The 18,997-nt window shown below is 52.8% G+C and carries 15 protein-coding genes; 2 read left to right on the top strand and 13 right to left on the bottom strand.

The features are described 5' to 3' along the window. Positions 1–130: 130 nt before the first annotated feature. Together LF929_RS02725 and LF929_RS02720 are read right to left on the bottom strand one after the other, a co-directional pair. Positions 131–1,837 carry a methyl-accepting chemotaxis protein gene (locus LF929_RS02725; protein WP_038909067.1) on the bottom strand — a complete coding sequence of 569 codons (1,707 nt, stop codon included), beginning with the start codon at positions 1,835–1,837 and terminating at the stop codon, positions 131–133. A gap of 456 nt (positions 1,838–2,293) precedes the next feature. Beyond that, on the bottom strand, positions 2,294–3,190 hold the full coding sequence (locus LF929_RS02720; RefSeq protein WP_038909068.1) for a LysR family transcriptional regulator: 897 nt from the start codon (positions 3,188–3,190) through the stop codon (positions 2,294–2,296). Between the two features lie 110 nt (positions 3,191–3,300). Between LF929_RS02720 and LF929_RS02715 the strand changes: the two genes are divergently transcribed. After that, positions 3,301–4,302: a zinc-binding alcohol dehydrogenase family protein gene (locus tag LF929_RS02715; RefSeq protein ID WP_226093032.1), complete on the top strand. Its 1,002-nt coding sequence runs from the start codon at positions 3,301–3,303 to the stop codon at positions 4,300–4,302. Between the two features lie 100 nt (positions 4,303–4,402). Here the strand turns inward: LF929_RS02715 and serA are convergent, their stop codons facing one another. Next, positions 4,403–5,635, bottom strand: a complete 1,233-nt coding sequence (gene serA, locus LF929_RS02710; protein ID WP_038909070.1) for a phosphoglycerate dehydrogenase — start codon at positions 5,633–5,635, stop codon at positions 4,403–4,405. Between the two features lie 395 nt (positions 5,636–6,030). Then, positions 6,031–6,693: a ribose-5-phosphate isomerase RpiA gene (gene rpiA / locus LF929_RS02705; protein WP_038905725.1), complete on the bottom strand. Its 663-nt coding sequence runs from the start codon at positions 6,691–6,693 to the stop codon at positions 6,031–6,033. 196 nt (positions 6,694–6,889) lie between these two features. Here rpiA and LF929_RS02700 point away from each other — a divergent pair, with 196 nt between their 5' ends. After that, positions 6,890–7,783: a LysR family transcriptional regulator ArgP gene (locus tag LF929_RS02700; RefSeq protein WP_016940682.1), complete on the top strand. Its 894-nt coding sequence runs from the start codon at positions 6,890–6,892 to the stop codon at positions 7,781–7,783. 32 nt (positions 7,784–7,815) lie between these two features. On the opposite strand, the gene LF929_RS02695 is transcribed toward LF929_RS02700, so the two are convergent. From LF929_RS02695 to tsgA, 9 genes are all read right to left on the bottom strand, one after another. Next, positions 7,816–8,538, bottom strand: coding sequence for an oxidative stress defense protein (locus LF929_RS02695; protein ID WP_226093031.1), 723 nt, complete (start codon positions 8,536–8,538; stop codon positions 7,816–7,818). Positions 8,539–8,686: 148 nt separating this feature from the next. Continuing rightward, positions 8,687–9,526 (bottom strand): IclR family transcriptional regulator, encoded by an 840-nt coding sequence (locus LF929_RS02690; RefSeq protein ID WP_226093030.1) that lies wholly within the window; start codon positions 9,524–9,526, stop codon positions 8,687–8,689. Positions 9,527–9,657: 131 nt separating this feature from the next. Next, positions 9,658–10,539, bottom strand: a complete 882-nt coding sequence (mscS, locus tag LF929_RS02685; RefSeq protein WP_226093029.1) for a small-conductance mechanosensitive channel MscS — start codon at positions 10,537–10,539, stop codon at positions 9,658–9,660. A gap of 128 nt (positions 10,540–10,667) precedes the next feature. Beyond that, on the bottom strand, positions 10,668–11,744 hold the full coding sequence (gene fbaA / locus LF929_RS02680) for a class II fructose-bisphosphate aldolase (protein WP_226093028.1): 1,077 nt from the start codon (positions 11,742–11,744) through the stop codon (positions 10,668–10,670). Between the two features lie 189 nt (positions 11,745–11,933). Continuing rightward, positions 11,934–13,097, bottom strand: a complete 1,164-nt coding sequence (gene pgk, locus LF929_RS02675; RefSeq protein WP_016940687.1) for a phosphoglycerate kinase — start codon at positions 13,095–13,097, stop codon at positions 11,934–11,936. A gap of 67 nt (positions 13,098–13,164) precedes the next feature. Then, the gene (gene epd / locus LF929_RS02670; RefSeq protein ID WP_226093027.1) at positions 13,165–14,181 is read right to left on the bottom strand and encodes an erythrose-4-phosphate dehydrogenase; all 1,017 of its coding nucleotides are present in this window, start codon (positions 14,179–14,181) and stop codon (positions 13,165–13,167) included. A gap of 516 nt (positions 14,182–14,697) precedes the next feature. After that, positions 14,698–15,156, bottom strand: coding sequence for an IS200/IS605-like element IS1541D family transposase (gene tnpA, locus LF929_RS02665; RefSeq protein ID WP_033570971.1), 459 nt, complete (start codon positions 15,154–15,156; stop codon positions 14,698–14,700). A 199-nt stretch (positions 15,157–15,355) separates the two neighbouring features. Further along, positions 15,356–17,350, bottom strand: coding sequence for a transketolase (gene tkt / locus LF929_RS02660; RefSeq protein WP_038905730.1), 1,995 nt, complete (start codon positions 17,348–17,350; stop codon positions 15,356–15,358). Positions 17,351–17,746: 396 nt separating this feature from the next. Further along, the gene (tsgA, locus tag LF929_RS02655) at positions 17,747–18,940 is read right to left on the bottom strand and encodes an MFS transporter TsgA (RefSeq protein WP_210174631.1); all 1,194 of its coding nucleotides are present in this window, start codon (positions 18,938–18,940) and stop codon (positions 17,747–17,749) included. Positions 18,941–18,997 lie beyond the last annotated feature (57 nt).

Genomic DNA, 18,997 nt, shown 5'->3' with positions numbered 1-18,997 from the left:
CCTTTCTATTCTGCTCTATGCTGTCACAGCCGGTTCCTGTGACAATAAAGCCCGCCGATTGGCGGGCTTTTCATTTGAATACAATAAGTAATCATCATGTGTGGCGAATTAAGCCACACCCGGATAACCGTCAGAACGTTTCCCAATTCTGCTCGCTGCGGCTACTTTTACCCGCGCCAATAGCGGCCACGGCGGGAACTGCCTGTAAAGTTGGGCGGGATGGTAACGAGGCACGAGCAGGCTCGTGGTCCCGGCGATGACTCACCTTGAAGACTGCTACCGCCTGGGTCAACCGCTCAGCCTGCGATTCCAGTGAAGACGCAGCGGCGGAAGCCTCCTGCACCAGTGCGGCGTTTTGCTGTGTTGTGCCTTCCATTTCCAGCACAGCCTGATTCACCTGACCAATGCCACGGCTTTGCTCATCAGATGCAGAGGCAATTTCACCCATGATATCCGTCACGCTGACAACCGCTTTTACGATCTCATCCATCGTATCACCCGCTTTTGCCACCAGAACGGAGCCAGCGTCCACTAACTTGCCGGATTCACCAATCAGTGATTCAATCTCTTTCGCTGCCTGCGCGCTGCGTTGTGCCAGGTTGCGCACTTCACCCGCCACCACCGCAAATCCCCGACCCTGTTCACCAGCACGGGCGGCCTCTACCGCCGCATTCAGCGCCAGAATATTGGTCTGGAAAGCGATGCTATTAATCACACTGGTGATCTCCGATATTTTTCTCGAACTGGAGGAAATATCGCCCATGGTTCTCACCACGTCCTGAACAATAGAACCACCCTGCTCCGCCTTACTGGAGGCATTACGTGCCAGTTGGCTGGCATGGTTGGCATTATCGGAGTTCTGCTTCACGGTGGAGGTCAGCTCTTCCATGCTGGCTGCCGTCTGCTCCAGCGCCGCCGCCTGTTGCTCCGTACGGGAAGAAAGGTCGACGTTGCCCGCGCTAATTTCTGACGCCCCCTGATAGATAGAATCGGCACCTTCGCGAACGACCGTCACGGTATTGGTCAAAGACTCCTGCATGTGCTGTAGGTTTTGCCCCAGAATACCGATTTCGTTGCGTCCCAGATTTTCAGCCGGTTGGGTAAGATCACCCTGAGCAATTTTCTGGATACGGGCAATCAGCACGTTAACCGGTACCAAAATCGCCCGACGGATGACCAGATACGTCAGCGCGGCCAGCAGAATCGCTAAAATAAACGACGCTCCCATCAGGATATTCCCCAGACGAGCGTTAGCAGAGGCCTGCGCATTAATGCTGTTTGCGTGATCTGTCAGGTACTTCACTTCCTTACGCACCTGAAGGGCGTAATTCGTATCCAACTGGCGAGCCAGTGTCGTTTCCAGTTCAATGGTATTTTCGAATTCACCGTTACGCACAAACTCCACCATCGGCAACATTATCTTGTCACGATAGGCGGTGTAGTTGGCGCTCAACTCAGAATCCAGGGATGTCTCTTGTGCGGATTTGTCAGTTCGCGCCATATACTCATCAAAGCGCTTCTGTGAGCTTTTGATGCGATCCAGACCTTCGGTAAAGGCCTGTTTGTAAGCCTCAGTATCACCGATACGCGACGATGCCACGGCTTGAACCAGCAACTGACGGGAAACACGCAGTTGGTCCATACTGCTGCTGACCCCAGCCCGGATATCGGAAACCAGATTAGCCCGCTCCAGAGAGGCATTACTCTGTTTGAGAAAATAACTGGCAGTACCTATTGAGAGAGCAAACAGAACCAAAATAATGGTTAACAGGGTAATAAACAGCGTCACAAGACGAATGTTATTTATCGAAGAAATATTTCCTTTTTGTTCTGCCATTCCGATTTCTCACTTTCACTACAAGATGCTGAACACTTCCGCTGTCTCAACAGCAGAAGCACGTATAGCTTTGCGCCATTTTAGTACTCCCAGGCATACACCGGCTGCTGCCACATCAGCGTCCGGTAAGGCAACAAACGTCACTCCCAAGCGCAAAACAAAACGACATTTTATTTTAATTGTATTGTTGTTTCTTTAAAAAAGAAAAACCGTGACGACTGTAGCATGCTCTGTTGATAAGTGGTAACCAGAAGCGCTCAGGTTCCTTTTTTATGATGAAGTCATCATATATCAGGCGGGGATATCAACCGAAAATTAGTCTTTGCAGGGGAAAATACAAAAGATGGCAAAGGAAGGTTGCAGCCCGTACGCTGATAGCCTGACGATAACTGACGGGCAGAAAAAGCCTTCGCAGGGTACGTCGCCCTACTGTACTTCCTGGGAAAACGGCATGGTTTACCGTGAAGAATAATCGCACAACGCGTCAAAGCTCAGTGCAAAATCAATAAAGCTATTCAGAGCAGGAGAGTTCAACTTGCGCCCAGGATAAATCAAATAGAGATCATTAGTATCAGCCTGCCATTCCGACAAAAGACAAACCAACTCACCACTATCTATCTGCTCACGGCACAAAAATGCCGGTAACAACGTAATACCGCCATCCGCCAGTACACAAGCACGCGCATACAGCAGATTGTCAGTGATGTGTGATTGCGGCAACCGCCAGAGAAAATACTCTGCTTCCCGGCGAAATCCCCATTCCGGCCAGGCACGGTGAGCAATACACCGGTGCGCTTGCAATTCACGCGGGTGCGTAATCGGCGGAAATGCCGCTAGATAGGCGTCGGAAGACACCAGATAATGCGGCACTTGCCCCAAAGAACGACCAATCAGGGAAGAATCCTGCGGTTTACCGGTACGCAACGCGGCATCGAACCCTTCTGCCACCAGATCAATAACCCGATCAGCCACCACAATCTCCAACGATACCGCCGGAAAGCGGGACTGAAACTCGGCGGTCAAACGCGCCAACAAGGTTGCCCCTAATCCAGCAGGACTGGTTATTCGCAAGCGCCCACTGGGTTTATCGCGTAAGTGTTGCATCGCCATCTCAGCGCGCTCGCTGGCCTGGCGCATTTCCTGGCAATGCACCAGATAGCGTTCACCTGCAAAGGTGAGGTTCAGCTTGCGAGTCGTTCGATTGAACAACCGTAACCCCAACGATTGCTCTAATTGACTGACGCGTAAACTGAGACTCGACTTAGCCATACCAGCCTGTCTGGCCGCCTCGGTAAAACTGCCGCATTCCGCCACAAGGGCGAACAGCGCCATATCCTGCAATTGTCTGAACATGATTGTTCTTCTCAGTCGAACACGTCGTTAGTGATTGTCCATCTTATCAGTACTATCGACAGGTTCTACACTGTTGTTACATCCAACACGCAACGATGGAAACATTGATCATGACAGTAAAAGCAATCGCCGTTGACCCCAGTTCTCCTGATAATTTCGTAGAAATTACGGCCGAATTACCACAGCCCGGTGAGCATGACCTGTTGGTAGCCGTAAAAGCGGTGTCGGTTAATCCGGTGGATACCAAAGTACACGCAGGATTACGTCGAAACGGTCTGCAACACCCGCGTATTCTTGGGTGGGATGCCAGTGGCGTCGTGATAAAAACCGGCTCAGGTGTCAGCAACTTCAACGTCGGAGATGAAGTCTGGTACGCCGGTGATATCACGCGCCCGGGCAGCAACAGCACCCATCAGTTAGTCGATGCCCGCATCGCCGCACACAAGCCCGCGTCACTGAACTGGGCTGAAGCAGCCGCCTTGCCGTTGACAGCGCTGACCGCCTGGGAAGGGCTATTTGAACATTTGAACATTCAGACCGCAGCTAAAGGCAAAACACTGTTGATTATCGGTGGTGCTGGCGGCGTTGGTTCACTGGCGATTTCACTGGCGGCACAACGTAGCGAGGTGACCGTCATCGCGACGGCGTCTCGTCCCGACTCCGCACAATGGTGTCGCGACCGTGGCGCTCATCTGGTGGTGGATTATCGCCATCTGGTTGATGACCTGAAAAAGCAGAATATTGAGCACGTCGATTACATTTTCTGCCTGAATGACACTGACGGCCACTGGGATGCCATCAGTCAGTTAATCGCCCCGCTGGGACATATCTGTACCATCGTGGAAAACACCCGTCCCTTAGATCAAAACGCGCTGAAGTTAAAAAGCGCAGCGCTGCACTGGGAATTCATGTTTACCCGCAGCATGTTTACCACACCGGACATCGCTCGTCAGGGAGAAATTCTGCGTGAGGTGGCGCAACAGGTGGATAACGGTCTCTTGCAGGGCACCCTTAGCCAGACCCTGAACGGATTAACGCCTGAAACGCTAAAACAGGCCCACGAAGCCATACTGAATGGTCATATGCGCGGTAAGCTCGTCATCACTCTGTGAGTGCAAGTCCCCGTGACAGCGTCAGCATAAAAAAAGCCAGCCCGTCGAGCTGGCTTTTCATCCACGCAATATCGGCTACCACCGACTTGCTATTCGCTGCTTAGTACAACAAACGGGCACGAATAGTGCCGGGGATAGCTTTCATCAGTTGCAGCGCGGTGTCAGCACCGTCAGTTTCCACATCGATAACCACATAACCGATGGTCGGGCTGGTCTGCAGATACTGTGCTGCAATGTTGATGCCCTGCTCAGCAAAGATGTTGTTAATCTGCGTCATGATGCCAGGACGGTTTTCATGGATGTGCAACAGACGGCTGGCACGATCGCTGTGCGTCGGCAACGATACTTCCGGGAAGTTGACAGCAGACAAGGTAGAACCGTTATCAGAGTATTTCACCAGTTTCCCGGCAACCTCGATACCAATATTCTCCTGCGCTTCTTCCGTCGAACCACCAATATGCGGTGTCAGGATCACGTTATCGAATTCGCACAGCGGCGACAGGAACGGGTCACTGTTGGTGGCCGGTTCCTGCGGGAACACGTCGATAGCCGCACCAGAGAGGTGCTTGTTGGCAAGAGCGTCGCTCAATGCCGGAATATCGACCACGGTACCGCGTGATGCGTTGATCAAAATCGAACCTGGTTTCATCAACGCCAGTTCGTTGGCACCGATCATATTCTGGGTACTGTCGGTTTCCGGCACATGCAGACTGACTACATCGCTCATATTCAGCAGTTCAGACAAATGACGAACCTGCTGGGCATTCCCCAACGGCAATTTGCTTTCGATATCGTAGAAATAGACGTGCATCCCCAGGCTTTCAGCCAGGATCCCAAGTTGGGTACCGATGTGACCATAACCAATGATACCGAGCTTCTTACCGCGAGCCTCAAAGCAGCCAACCGCCTGTTTGTGCCAGATACCACGATGCGCTTTAGCGTTAGCAGTCGGAATGCCGCGCAACAACAGCAGCAGTTCACCGATAACCATTTCGGCTACGGAGCGGGTATTGGAAAAAGGTGCGTTGAAGACCGGGATGCCACGTTTGGTTGCAGCCGACAATTCAACCTGATTCGTGCCGATACAAAAGCAACCCACTGCCACCAATTTTTCAGCGGCTGCGAAAATGTCTTCCGTCAGATGCGTACGCGATCGAATCCCCACAAAGTGCGCGTCACGAATCGACGCTTTCAGCGCTTCCGGGTCAAGCGCCCCTTTATGGTATTCAATATTGGTGTAACCTGCGGCACGCAGATTCTCCAGCGCATTCGGGTGTACCCCCTCCAGCAGCAGGAACTTAATCTTGTCTTTTTCCAGTGATACCTTTGCCATTTCCCGACCTTATTTTCAGACTTCAGATATGACGGTTTGCAAACCGGTCTGTGCAAACATAACAAAAAATACGCAGGCGGCAATACAAACGATTGCCTTCGCGTTTTTTCTTACCTCCACCCGTCAGTGATTTCATGGCAAAAAATACTGCCAACCCTCAGCAAGACCAGACAGGGATGATGCGAAATAAGAAAAACTGATATTAAGTACCAAAAATGAGCCGTTAGAGAAAGTGGGATTTTTTAGATAAAAAAATCCGGCCGCTGTTAGCGTGGCCGGACCTCTGCGAGAGATAACAACAATGGCACTCTATTCATGGCACGCTTTCAGTGGGATGGTTTCAACACTATGGTTTCGACACTGCTGTGGCCAGAATAGGTTGCGTCAGGAATGACTTATTTCAGGCGAACGGTTTTCACCCCATCGGCGGTCCCCACCAGCGCGACATCCGCACCGCGGTTAGCAAACAACCCCACCGTTACCACGCCAGCCAGACTATTGATGCGGTTTTCCATCGCCACCGCATCCGACAGATCCATATTGTGCACATCCAGAATAATGTTGCCGTTATCAGTGATAACCCCATCACGATACACCGGCTGACCACCCAGTTTGACCAGCTCACGGGCCACATAGGCGCGCGCCATCGGGATAACTTCCACCGGCAATGGGAAACGCCCCAGCACATCAACCTGTTTGGACGCATCGACGATACACACGAACTGACGCGCGATCGCCGCCACGATTTTTTCGCGGGTCAATGCGGCACCGCCACCTTTGATCATCTGCATGTGTGGGTTGATTTCATCAGCGCCGTCGACGTAGACATCAAGCACATCCACGTCATTACAGTCAAAAACCGGAATCCCCAGACTTTTGAGCTTGGCGGTAGAAGCGTCAGAGCTTGAAACCGCGCCTTCAATTTGATGCTTGATAGACCCCAGTGCGTCAATAAAGTGAGCGGCGGTAGAGCCGGTTCCCACGCCAACGATAGTACCGGGGCGAACATAGTCGAGTGCGGCCCAACCAACGGCTTTTTTCAGTTCATCCTGCGTCATGATGTGCTTATGCCTGTAGCTACGAAAACGTGTGCGTATTATAGGGCATGCCATCGTCAAAAGGAGAGCCTTGCCTGTCAGGTACGGTAATATTTCAGTCTCACAGCGGCAGGCCGGGCGATTTTTTTCGGCGATACCTCACAAAAATGTGGCATATTGCCAAATATAGTTTTTACGCAAAGGAATCTTCACCTTCATGAAACGCCCGGACTATCGCACGCTTCAGGCGCTGGACGCCGTGATCCGTGAGCGTGGCTTTGAGCGCGCCGCACAAAAACTCTGTATTACGCAGTCCGCCGTCTCGCAACGCATCAAACAGTTGGAGAACCTGTTCGGCCAGCCGCTACTGGTAAGAACGATTCCGCCGCGTCCGACCGAACAAGGGCAAAAATTGCTGGCCTTGCTGCATCAGGTGGAATTGCTGGAAGAAGAGTGGCTGGGCAATGAAAACAGCAATGAAACCCCACTCTTGCTGTCTCTGGCGGTCAACGCCGACAGCCTGGCGACCTGGCTGTTACCCGCCCTGCAACCTGTACTGGTGGACTCCCCCATCAGGTTGAATTTGCAGGTGGAAGATGAAACCCGAACCCAGGAGCGCCTGCGCCGGGGTGAAGTGGTAGGGGCCGTAAGTATTCAGCCGCAGCCGCTGCCAAGCTGTCTGGTAGATAAACTGGGCGCGCTGGATTATCTGTTCGTCGCCTCGCCAGGCTTCGCCAATCGCTACTTTCCTAACGGGGTAACACGTTCGGCGCTGCTGCGTGCGCCAGTGGTGGCGTTCGACCATTTGGATGATATGCATCAGGCATTTTTGCAGCAAAATTTCGACCTGCCGCCGGGTAGCGTACCCTGCCACATCGTTAACTCATCTGAAGCGTTCGTGCAGCTCGCCCGCCAGGGCACCACCTGCTGTATGATCCCCCATTTGCAGATAGAACGCGAACTGGCGAATGGCGAGCTTATCGACCTGACACCGGGGCTATGCCAGCGTCGTATGCTGTACTGGCATCGTTTCGCGCCGGAAAGCAGAATGATGCGGCAGGTGACCGACGCCCTGCTCACGCACGGACGCCAGGTTCTACGTCAATCCTGAATTCGTCAGACCGACTCGCTTACGCGGCGCCCTCAGGGCGCTCGCTGTAATTCAAACACCACATCCACCTGATCATCAAAGTGAATAGTCTGCTGTTCGTAGGTTTGCGCCACCTCGCTTTGCGCCGCCATATTGGTGGTTTTGAACATACGCGCAGCCGGTATCGGCTGGTAGTTGGCAACGTGGTAACGAATACTGTAAACCGGCCCCAGCGTAGCGTTAAACCCAGAGGCTAACGACTGCGCCTGTAGTGTCGCCTGCTCTATCGCTTTTTTACGCGCCTGCTCACGGTAGGTATCCGGGTTAGACACCCCCAATTCCACCGCCCGGATCTCGTTAAGACCCGATTTGAGCGCGCCATCCAGCAATTCATTGAGCTTATCCAACTGACGCAGCGTGACTTCCACCTGCCGCACCGCACGGTACCCTTTCAGGACCGAGCCGCCGTTCTTCAGGAAATCGTACTCCGGTTGGGTACGCAAATTGGCCGCGTTGATATCTTTTTTGTCGATACCGTTTTTATCCAGAAAAGCAAAGTATTGCGCGACACGATCATCCACCTGCTTTTTGGCGTCGGACACATCTTTGGAGGACACGCTAACTTCTATCGCCAGCCGGGCGATATCCGGCGTTGCATCCACACTCGCCGTACCGGAAGTCACAATGTGCGGCCCACTGGGCAACTCATTACCGGCCTGTGCCGTCAGTGACGACAAACCGAGCAGCATAGTCAAAACCAGAACGTTCAGCTTCACAGTATCTCCTTTGCGCGTGAGTGAGTGACGAAGCCTACCCGGGGCAGGCTTTATTCACTATAGGCGAATGTCTGAATAGGTGAATATCTGGATAGATGAATGCGCGAATACCGACTAAGCATCGAGAAACACAATGCCAAACGCCCGCTTACGCCGCAGGCGGTGTAAATCCTAACTCAAGGGAAATAGTGCGGGCGGTTTCCCGTAAGGGGTCAACCAGCGTATCAATCCCCATCTGTTGCAAACGCGCCATCGACAGCGAAATGGAAACGGCATAGGCCACCCGGTGCTGAATATCAAACACCGGCGCAGAAATACAGGAAACCCCCAATTCATTCTCTTCCCGGTCCATCGCCAACCCCTGGCGGCGAATTTCCGCCAGTTCCTGTTGCATGGTGGGAAGCTCAACAATGGTGTTATCAGTCAGAGGATAAATACTGTTCTGATGGGTCCGCCAGTATTCTGCAGGGTAATCCTCCGCGCCGTAGGCCATGAAAATCTTCCCCATCGCCGAACTGTGCAAAGGCATATGCTGGCCGATGTAAGCGCGGGTACGCATCATGCCGGTAGTCGGTTCCAGCTTATAAATCAGAATCGCGTGGTCATCTTCACGCGTTGAGAAGTTAACTGTCTCACCTACCGTCAGGTTCAACGCCTCAAGGTGCGGTGCCGCTACGTGCAACACATTTAACGACGAGAGCGCCTTCTGGCCGATAGCGATAAACTTGGTGGTCAGTCGGTAACTACCTGGCTGACGTGCAGGCACCACGTAACCGCACCCAGCCAGCCCTTGCAACAAGCGATGGACGGTGCTTTTATTCATGCCGGACAACTCAGCAATCCGCGCCAACGGGCACCCGTTAGGATAGTCGCTAAGTATTTCGATCAACTGTAAACCGCGAAACAGGCTTTGACTTCCCAGCGGCTTTTCCGCCTTCCCCTCGTCATCAATGCTATGTTCATTTATCACGTCTGATCTTCCTCTCATTACGCCCGCCAGGACATCCACCTCTGCCGGGACAAAGACCATCATGAAACAGCATGTTATGCGATGCAATAGAGGAAATAGCTCACACTCCGCTACAGACAACAGCCGCAGGCATAAATTCGCATGAAAAACTACAGTGTCGGCGCGCCCTGCGACCCCGTCTGGACTGACGGCGTATGGTGCAAATGCACATCCATCTGTGGATACGGAATACCGATACGGTGCTCATCCAACGCCCGTTTGAAGTTCTCCAGCAGGTCCCAATACACCGCCGCCGCATCGCCATTATTGGTCCACACCCGCACCACAAAGTTAAGCGAAGACGGCCCCAGTTCATTGAGCCGAATAGTGACGCCATTATCATGCAGGATACGGTTATCCGCCGCGACGATAGCGCCCAGCACATTTTTCACCACATCGATATCCGCGTCATAGGCCACGCCGACAATAATTTCAGTACGACGATTCGGCTCACGGGAACTGTTGATAATATTCCCTGCGATAATTTTGCCATTTGGCACCACGATGACTTTGCCATCTGCTGTCAGCAGCGTGGTGGAAAAAATTTGTACCTGAGTCACCGTGCCCGCAATGCCGCCCAAATCCACCGACTCCCCGGTGCGAAAAGGCCGGAACATCACCAGCAGTACCCCGGCAGCAAAATTCGATAGCGAACCTTGTAAAGCCAGACCAACCGCCAGACCGGCGGCACCCAACACCGCAATGACCGATGTGGTTTGTACCCCCACCCGACTTAGCGCCGCTATCAGAGTGAAAGCGATAATGCCGTAGCGCACCAGCGCAGACAAAAAATCCGCCACCGTGACGTCAATACCACGAGTGACCATCAGCCGGTTTAGCGTGTTCGACATCATGCGAGCAATCAGCATCCCAACACACAAAATCACCAGGGAGGCGACGACATTCACCGCATACTGCAACAGAATATGTTGATTATTCACCAGCCAGCTCTGCAGGCGTCCCATGCTTTCAGCTACGTTGAGTTCTTCCATTTGTTCGCTCCTGTTAGCATCATGTGCATTATCGGTATGCAGATAAAATTAAGGCTCCCGTAGGAGCCTTAGTCAAATTATTACGTCGATAATTACAACCGGTTCAATCATAACAACCGGTTTGATAATTACAGCACGTTAACCGCGTTCAGTTCTTTAAACGCTTGTTCCAGACGCGCCACCATGGTCACCTGACCAGCACGCAGCCAGGCACGCGGGTCATAGTATTTCTTGTTCGGCTTGTCGTCGCCTTCCGGGTTACCCAGTTGGCCCTGCAGATAGCCTTCGTTTTTCTTGTAGTAATTCAGGATGCCTTCCCAGGTCGCCCACTGGGTGTCGGTATCGATATTCATCTTCACCACACCGTAGCTGACTGCTTCGGCGATTTCTGCTGCGGAAGAACCGGAACCGCCGTGGAACACGAAGTCCAGGCTGTTGTGCGGCAGGTTGAATTTCTTGGAGACATATTCCTGAGAGTTACGCAGGATTTTCGGCGTCAGTTGCACGTTACCCGGCTTATACACGCCGTGTACGTTACCGAAAGAGGCCGCGATGGTGAAACGAGGGCTGATAGCGTTCAGTTTTTCGTAGGCATACGCCACATCTTCTGGCTGGGTATACAGCGCAGAGTTGTCCAGATGGCTATTGTCCACGCCGTCTTCTTCACCACCGGTGCAGCCCAGTTCGATTTCAAGCGTCATGTCCAGTTTGGCCATACGCGCCAGATACTTGCTGCAAATCTCGATGTTTTCTTCCAGCGACTCTTCCGACAGGTCGATCATGTGGGAAGAGAACAGCGGTTTACCGGTCGCGGCGTAGTGTTTCTCACCGGCATCCAGCAGACCGTCAAGCCATGGCAGCAGTTTCTTCGCGCAATGGTCGGTGTGCAAAATCACCGGAATACCATAGTGTTCTGCCATCTGGTGTACATGATGAGCGCCAGAAATCGCACCCAGAATTGCCGCCTGCTGACCTTCAGCTTTCAGGCCTTTACCGGCAGTAAATGCAGCACCGCCGTTGGAGAACTGAACGATTACCGGCGCGCGCACTTTGGCTGCGGCTTCAAGAACGGCGTTAATGGAGTCGGTACCGACACAGTTAACCGCCGGCAGTGCAAAGTTATTTTCTTTGGCAATGGCGAATACTTTCTGAACGTCATCACCAGTGATGACACCAGGTTTTACGAAATCAAAGATTTTAGACATGTCACGTGTCCTGTTTCGTTGGCCGTGGAGGGTTAGAGATTTGTCTGTTACTGCATTATCGTCGGCAATACCGTGACTGCCGACACGACTACCATTTGTTGCTGCTGGTATTGCTACCGGTAGCCCGGCGTTCACCGGGTTACCAGGAGGCGAGATATTCTCCCACCTCAAATGACTGACGAAAAACGCTTACTGACGAGCGCGTTCTTCCAGCATCACCACTGCCGGCAGTTTTTTGCCTTCCACAAACTCAAGGAAAGCGCCGCCGCCGGTAGAAATATAGGAGATCTTATCGGCAATGCCGAACAGATCGATTGCCGCCAGCGTATCACCGCCACCTGCGATGGAGAAAGCATCGCTGTTGGCGATAGCATTCGCCACAATCTCCGTCCCTTTACGGAAGTTCGGGAATTCGAATACACCAACCGGGCCGTTCCACAGAATCGTCTTGGCGTTTTTCAGGATGTCAGCCAAACGCTCGGCAGAAACGTCGCCCAGGTCCAGAATCTGTTCATCATCTTTAATGGCGGCCACGGATTTCAACGTCGCGCTGGCAGTTTCGGAGAATTCTGTTGCAACACGTACATCGCTCGGTACCGGAATATCGCAGGTTTCCAGCAGTTTCTTCGCTTCTGGAATCAGTTCCGCTTCGTACAGCGATTTACCGACGTTATGGCCTTGGGCAGCAACGAAGGTATTGGCGATACCACCACCGACGATCAGCTGGTCAGCAATTTTAGACAGTGAATCCAGCACCGTCAGCTTGGTAGACACTTTGGAACCACCGACGATAGCCACCATCGGACGAGCCGGGTTACTCAATGCTTTACCCAGTGCTTCCAGTTCATCAGACAGCAGCGGACCGGCACAGGCGATCGGGGCGAATTTGCCGACACCGTGGGTTGAAGCCTGCGCGCGGTGTGCAGTACCGAACGCATCCATGACAAACACATCGCACAGTGCGGCATATTTTTTGGACAGCACTTCGTCGTCTTTCTTCTCGCCCTTGTTAAAGCGGACGTTTTCCAGTACGACCAGCTCACCTTCGGCCACATCAACGCCGTCCAGGTAATCTTTCGCCAGACGCACCGGCGCAGACAGATGGTCTTTCAGGTAGTTCACTACCGGCAGCAGGGAGAATTCTTCGTTGTACTCGCCTTCGGTCGGGCGGCCCAGATGGGATGTCACCATCACGCGGGCACCCTGCTTCAGGGCGATTTCAATGGTCGGTAGGGATGCGCGGATGCGGGCGTCAGACGTCACTTTGCCATCTTTAACCGGCACGTTCAGATCCGCACGGATCAGCACGCGTTTGCCAGCCAAATCCAGGTCGGTCATCTTAATTACAGCCATGGTGAATCCTCTTGTTGATTCTCTTTAAAGTTGCTTGAGTGAGGTGTCGGTTTCCCGGCACCGCCTATCAGAAACCGCAGGCCGCCATCGCCCATGTTGTATCCAACATCCGATTGGCAAAGCCCCATTCGTTATCGCACCAGACCAGCGTCTTGATCAGATGCCCCCCGCTGACCCGGGTTTGCGTCCCATCCACTATCGCGCTGTGCGGGTCGTGGTTGAAGTCCACTGAGACCAACGGCAAATCGGTATAATCAACTATACCACGAAATGTATTCTGCGCTGACTGGCGAAACAGCGTATTGATTTCACTTACGTTTACCGCGTTTTTCACGCTGACGCTAAGATCAATGGCCGTGACATTGATAGTCGGCACCCGCACCGAAATCGCCTCAAAACGGTCTTCGAATTTCGGAAAGAAGCGGGTAATACCCACCGCCAGCTTGGTGTCCACCGGGATGATCGATTGACTGGCAGCACGGGTACGCCGCAGGTCATGGTGATACGCATCGATCACCGGTTGGTCGTTCATCGACGCATGGATCGTCGTCACGGTACCGCTCTCGATGCCATATGCATCGTCCAGCAGTTTAATAATCGGAATAATACAGTTGGTGGTGCAGGAGGCGTTGGATACCAGACGGTGAGCCGAGAGTAGATCCTGATGATTAACGCCATACACAATGGTGGCATCAAGATCTGGCGCACCGGGGTGGGAGAACAGCACTTTTTTCGCGCCTGCCGCCAGATGGGCTTCACCATCGGCACGGCTACCGTACGCACCGCTGCAATCCAGCACGATATCAACACCCAGCTCGCCCCACGGCAGGGAGCGGAGATCCGGCTCATGCAACAGGCGAATAGTGTCATCCCCTACCAATAAGCGATCGCACTCCTGACGGACATCCCACGAAAAACGGCCATGGCTGCTATCGTACTTGAGCAGATGGGCAATCCCTTCGGCATTGGCCAGCTCATTAATCGCCACCACCGTGATTTCGGCTCGCCGCCCGGATTCATACAACGCACGCAGAACACTGCGACCTATACGACCAAAGCCATTTATCGCAATACGGATTGTCATGAAATTCCCTGTGTAGTGATAAAAGCATTGCGCGTTATAGGATAATCAGTACGCCACCAGAAATATACCCGCCATACTTCAAGTTGCAGGTGTGTTGGCGGCGTTCGTTTACCCGAATCACTTACCTCAGTAAGCTCATCGGGATTCACTCTCTTGCCGCCTTCCTGCAACTCGAATTATTGGGGTATAAACCGCTCGTTGCACAGGACGTGTCACCACGTAAAGCCTGCTGATAACGTTGTTGCCAAACGCTGTCACACCAACAACTGAAACGCTTCAGCTAGCATAAACGAATTGCCTGGCAAAAGAAATATGGCGGCAGGGAGGATGCCAGAAGAGTGATCCGCATCAAATAATTACCGCACAGTTTGTTCAACCCAGGTGTTAACCCCAGACTAGCGGGATCAATAAATATCCTCCGGCATAGCCGGAGGTTTTTCATATGCGCCTATAAGGCTCTGTTACCAGCCGCGCCCTAACAGGCGCATCGCAATCTGACATTTGCATCCAAATCCGTTACTTACGGCCCGTAAACGGGCTACCTGGATATGGGATTGATAACTGCTCGCCCAGTTTATCCTGCTCCAGTTGGTGCTTTATGTAGTCCCGGATCTTCGATGTATTTTTACCCACCGTATCTACATAATACCCTCGGCACCAAAACTCCCTGTTCCTATATTTGAATTTCAGATCACCAAATTGTTCATAGAGCATCAGGCTACTTTTGCCTTTCAGATACCCCATGAAGCTCGATACACTCATCTTCGGCGGGATCTCCACAAGCATATGTATGTGATCAGCACAGCACTCTGCTTCCAGAATCTGCACATTTTTCCATTCACACAGCTTTCTTAAGATACTCCCTACTACACGCCGTTTCTCACCGTAGAAGACCTGTCTTCGGTATTTGGGTGCGAAAACTATGTGATATTTACAGTTCCAGCGAGTGTGCGCTAAGCTCTTTTCGTCCCCCATTGGGACCCCCTTTTGATTTCTTGTTTGACCATTGCAGTTGCCAGACCGCAAGGTGTTTTAACAAATCAAAAGGGGTTTTTATATCCGCCCCAAAGCTGGAAGCTTTACGGAACCCCCAGCCTAGCTGGGGGTTTTCTATAGACAAAAAAGGCCGGGAAACCATCCCGGCCTTACAAGAACTGCTAACTGCAGAACAGCGTTATTTCAGCAGCGCTTTCGCCTTCGCCACCACGTTATCGGTAGTGAAGCCAAATACGTCGAACAGTTTTTCTGCCGGTGCGGATTCGCCAAAGCTTTCCATACCAACAATCGCGCCATTGAGGCCAACATACTTATACCAGTAGTCAGCAATACCCGCTTCGATCGCCACACGGGCGCTCACAGCTGACGGCAGCACCGCTTCACGATAGGCCGCATCCTGTTTGTCGAATGCATCGGTAGACGGCATGGACACCACGCGCGCTTTGACGCCTTCTTCGCTCAGTTTCTGCCAGGCAGCAACGGCCAGTTCGACTTCAGAACCGGTAGCGATAAGAATCAGCTGCGGCTGGCCGCCGCTGTCTTTCAGCACGTAAGCCCCTTTAGCGACATCAGCCAACTGCTGAGCGGTACGTTCCTGCTGCGCCAGATTCTGACGAGACAGAATCAACGCTGTCGGGCCGTCTTTACGCTCAATGGCGTATTTCCAGGCTACCGCGGTTTCAACCTGATCCGCCGGGCGCCAGGTACTCATGTTTGGCGTCACACGCAGGCTGGCCAGTTGCTCTACCGGCTGATGGGTCGGGCCATCTTCGCCCAGACCGATGGAGTCATGGGTGTAGACATAGATGCTGCGCACTTTCATCAGTGCTGCCATACGCACCGCATTACGGGCGTATTCCACAAACATCAGGAACGTTGCGGTGTACGGTACAAAACCGCCGTGCAGCGAAATACCGTTGGCAATGGCAGTCATGCCAAATTCACGCACCCCGTAGTGGATGTAGTTACCAGCCGGGTCTTCATTCAGCGCTTTAGAACCAGACCAAATCGTCAGGTTGCTCGGTGCCAGGTCGGCAGAACCGCCCAGGAATTCCGGCAGCAGCTTGCCATAGGCTTCCAGCGCATTCTGCGAGGCTTTACGGCTGGCAATCTTGGCCGGGTTAGCCTGCAGTTGTTCGACAACTTTAGTCGACTCGGCCTGCCAGTTAGCCGGCAGTTCGCCGTTTACGCGACGAGTGAATTCAGCAGCCAGTTCCGGATAGGCGCTGGCATAGGCATTGAACGCCTGTTGCCAGGCAGCTTCTTTGCTTTCACCAGCTTTGCGAGCATCCCAGGCGGCATAGATATCAGCCGGGATTTCAAACGGACCGTATTTCCAGCCCAATTGCTCGCGGGTCGCAGCGACTTCGGCATCACCCAACGGTGCGCCGTGGGAATCATGGGTACCGGCTTTGTTCGGAGAACCGAAACCAATCACGGTTTTGCACAGCAGCAGCGACGGTTTGTCAGTGACGCTCTGCGCTTCTTTGATAGCGCGCTGGATGGCATCAGCATCATGACCATCGATGCCACGAATCACGTGCCAGCCATAGGATTCAAAACGGGCAGCAGTATCATCCGTGAACCAGCCTTCGATGTGGCCGTCGATGGAAATACCGTTGTCATCGTAAAACGCAACCAGTTTACCCAGCTTCAGGGTACCCGCCAGTGAACAGACCTCATGAGAGATCCCTTCCATCATGCAACCATCACCCAGGAAGACATAGGTGTGATGGTCAACGATGTCATGTCCCGGACGGTTGAACTGCGCAGCCAGTGTACGCTCGGCAATCGCCATACCGACTGCGTTAGCGATACCCTGCCCTAACGGCCCAGTGGTGGTTTCCACGCCCGGTGTATAACCCACTTCCGGGTGACCCGGCGTTCTGGAATGCAACTGGCGGAAGTTTTTCAGTTCTTCAATCGGCAAATCATAACCCGTCAGATGCAACAGGCTGTAGATCAGCATGGAGGCATGACCGTTGGACAGCACGAAGCGATCGCGGTTAGCCCAGTGCGGGTTGGCCGGGTTATGGTTCAGATGGTCACGCCACAAGACTTCAGCGATATCAGCCATACCCATTGGTGCGCCGGGATGACCTGATTTGGCCTTCTGCACGCCATCCATACTCAACGCACGGATAGCATTGGCAAGTTCTTTACGAGAGGACATGCTTTACTCCAGATCGGATTGAACAGTTGCCTGTCGAACATAACACATATGAATCAATGTATTATCTCAAAAAGGCAAAGAAAAGATATTCACAAATGTACATGAAAACCCAGCCGATTGCACATGGAACAGCAAGCGGAAAAGACGCACGAATCTGCTGACATGCAGACCGTATAGCAGGCTTTCCTTTTCATCGGGGCGGTTTTATCTGCCTTAGCTCACACGATGTAGCAGCTTTACCTGTTTACGCCCGCCCGTTTTCGCCACCATAACACCATCGAGATGCCATCTGCACGGCCTTCTTTGAAGAGGCACCGATAAAAAAGGCATCCGGTCAGGATGCCTTTGTAACGTGGCTCATTAGCGAAAAGATCCACGACGGTAAGTCAGTGCCGATTAATGCGCGGCAGCCTCATGCCCATGCAAACGGTGACGGGTCACCATCCCTAACAGGAAGCACATGACGAATACCACAAAATAGAGCCCGTTCGCGGTCACCAGCGCAGCATGTACGCCGAAGTGCTGCACGATCGGCCCTGTGACGATAAAGGTCAGCATGGTCCCCACCGTTCCGCAGGTCAGAATGAAGTTTACCAGCTTCGGCGACGGCACCTTGGTCTGCTGGGAGCCCAGAGTAATCAGCGTGGTATAGATAGCGCTGGAAATGAAGCCCAAACCAAAAATGAAGTATTTCAGCAGATGAGGCTGATCGCTGCTGACAAACAGGTACATCGCCCCGGTAGCCAGCACAGCCAGCACAGTCACTACGCGCTGCAAGTCAAAGAACTTGAGCACAACGCTGAACACCCACATACCAATCATGTACGACGTCCAGAAGCTACTGACCAGTTCCCCAGCATCGCCAATGCTCATACCAAAGGATTTGGTCACGTATTCCGGCACCCACTGAATAAACGCCAGTTGCCCCAGGATATAGCACAGCGCCGCGATAGACAGGAATACCACGCCCATGCCCCATTTTTCCGCCTCGGCAGGCGCGCTCTGGGGGTTGGCTTTTTCCGTGCCGATAGCGGGAAAATCAGACAGCAGTGTCAGAACCAGAATCGCCACGTACAACAGCCCGATGCAAGCGTAAATCCAGTACCAGCCGAAATGACGGGACAACAACGCCGCCGCCACAATCGGGAAAATCATACCGGCCATACTGAAAAAGGAATCGGTAAACAGCAAGCGGGCACCACGCTGACGCCCGGAGTAGAGCTGGGTAATCAGAAAGGTACCGATCGACATGGTGATGCCGCTGACCACGCCCAGCGTAAACATACAGGCAGAAAACACCGCCAGCGATTTACCCACGAACAACCCGACAACCGACAGGACAATCAGTATAAAACCGAAGACCAGCTGTTTCTTCAGCGGGAAAATATCCATCAGCCAGACATTCAGGAAAATGGACAGCAAAATACCGGCATTCAGAAACGTAAAGGTATTACTCATATTGGCTATCGGGACATTGAAGTACTGGGCAATATCGCCCATGACCATGCCCGTGACGATAACCAGCGCACCGGTCAGCGCATAAGAAAAGCAGCTGGTAAAAAATAACCGCTGACGATTGAGATCAGACATATATCCTTCCTGTCATCAAATAGGAAAAGCGCAGGCGATACCCGATTCTGGTATCGA

This window comes from Dickeya oryzae, assembly GCF_020406815.2.
In the GTDB taxonomy this organism is placed as follows: domain Bacteria; phylum Pseudomonadota; class Gammaproteobacteria; order Enterobacterales; family Enterobacteriaceae; genus Dickeya; species Dickeya oryzae.
This window is presented reverse-complemented; position numbering and strand designations above follow the sequence as displayed.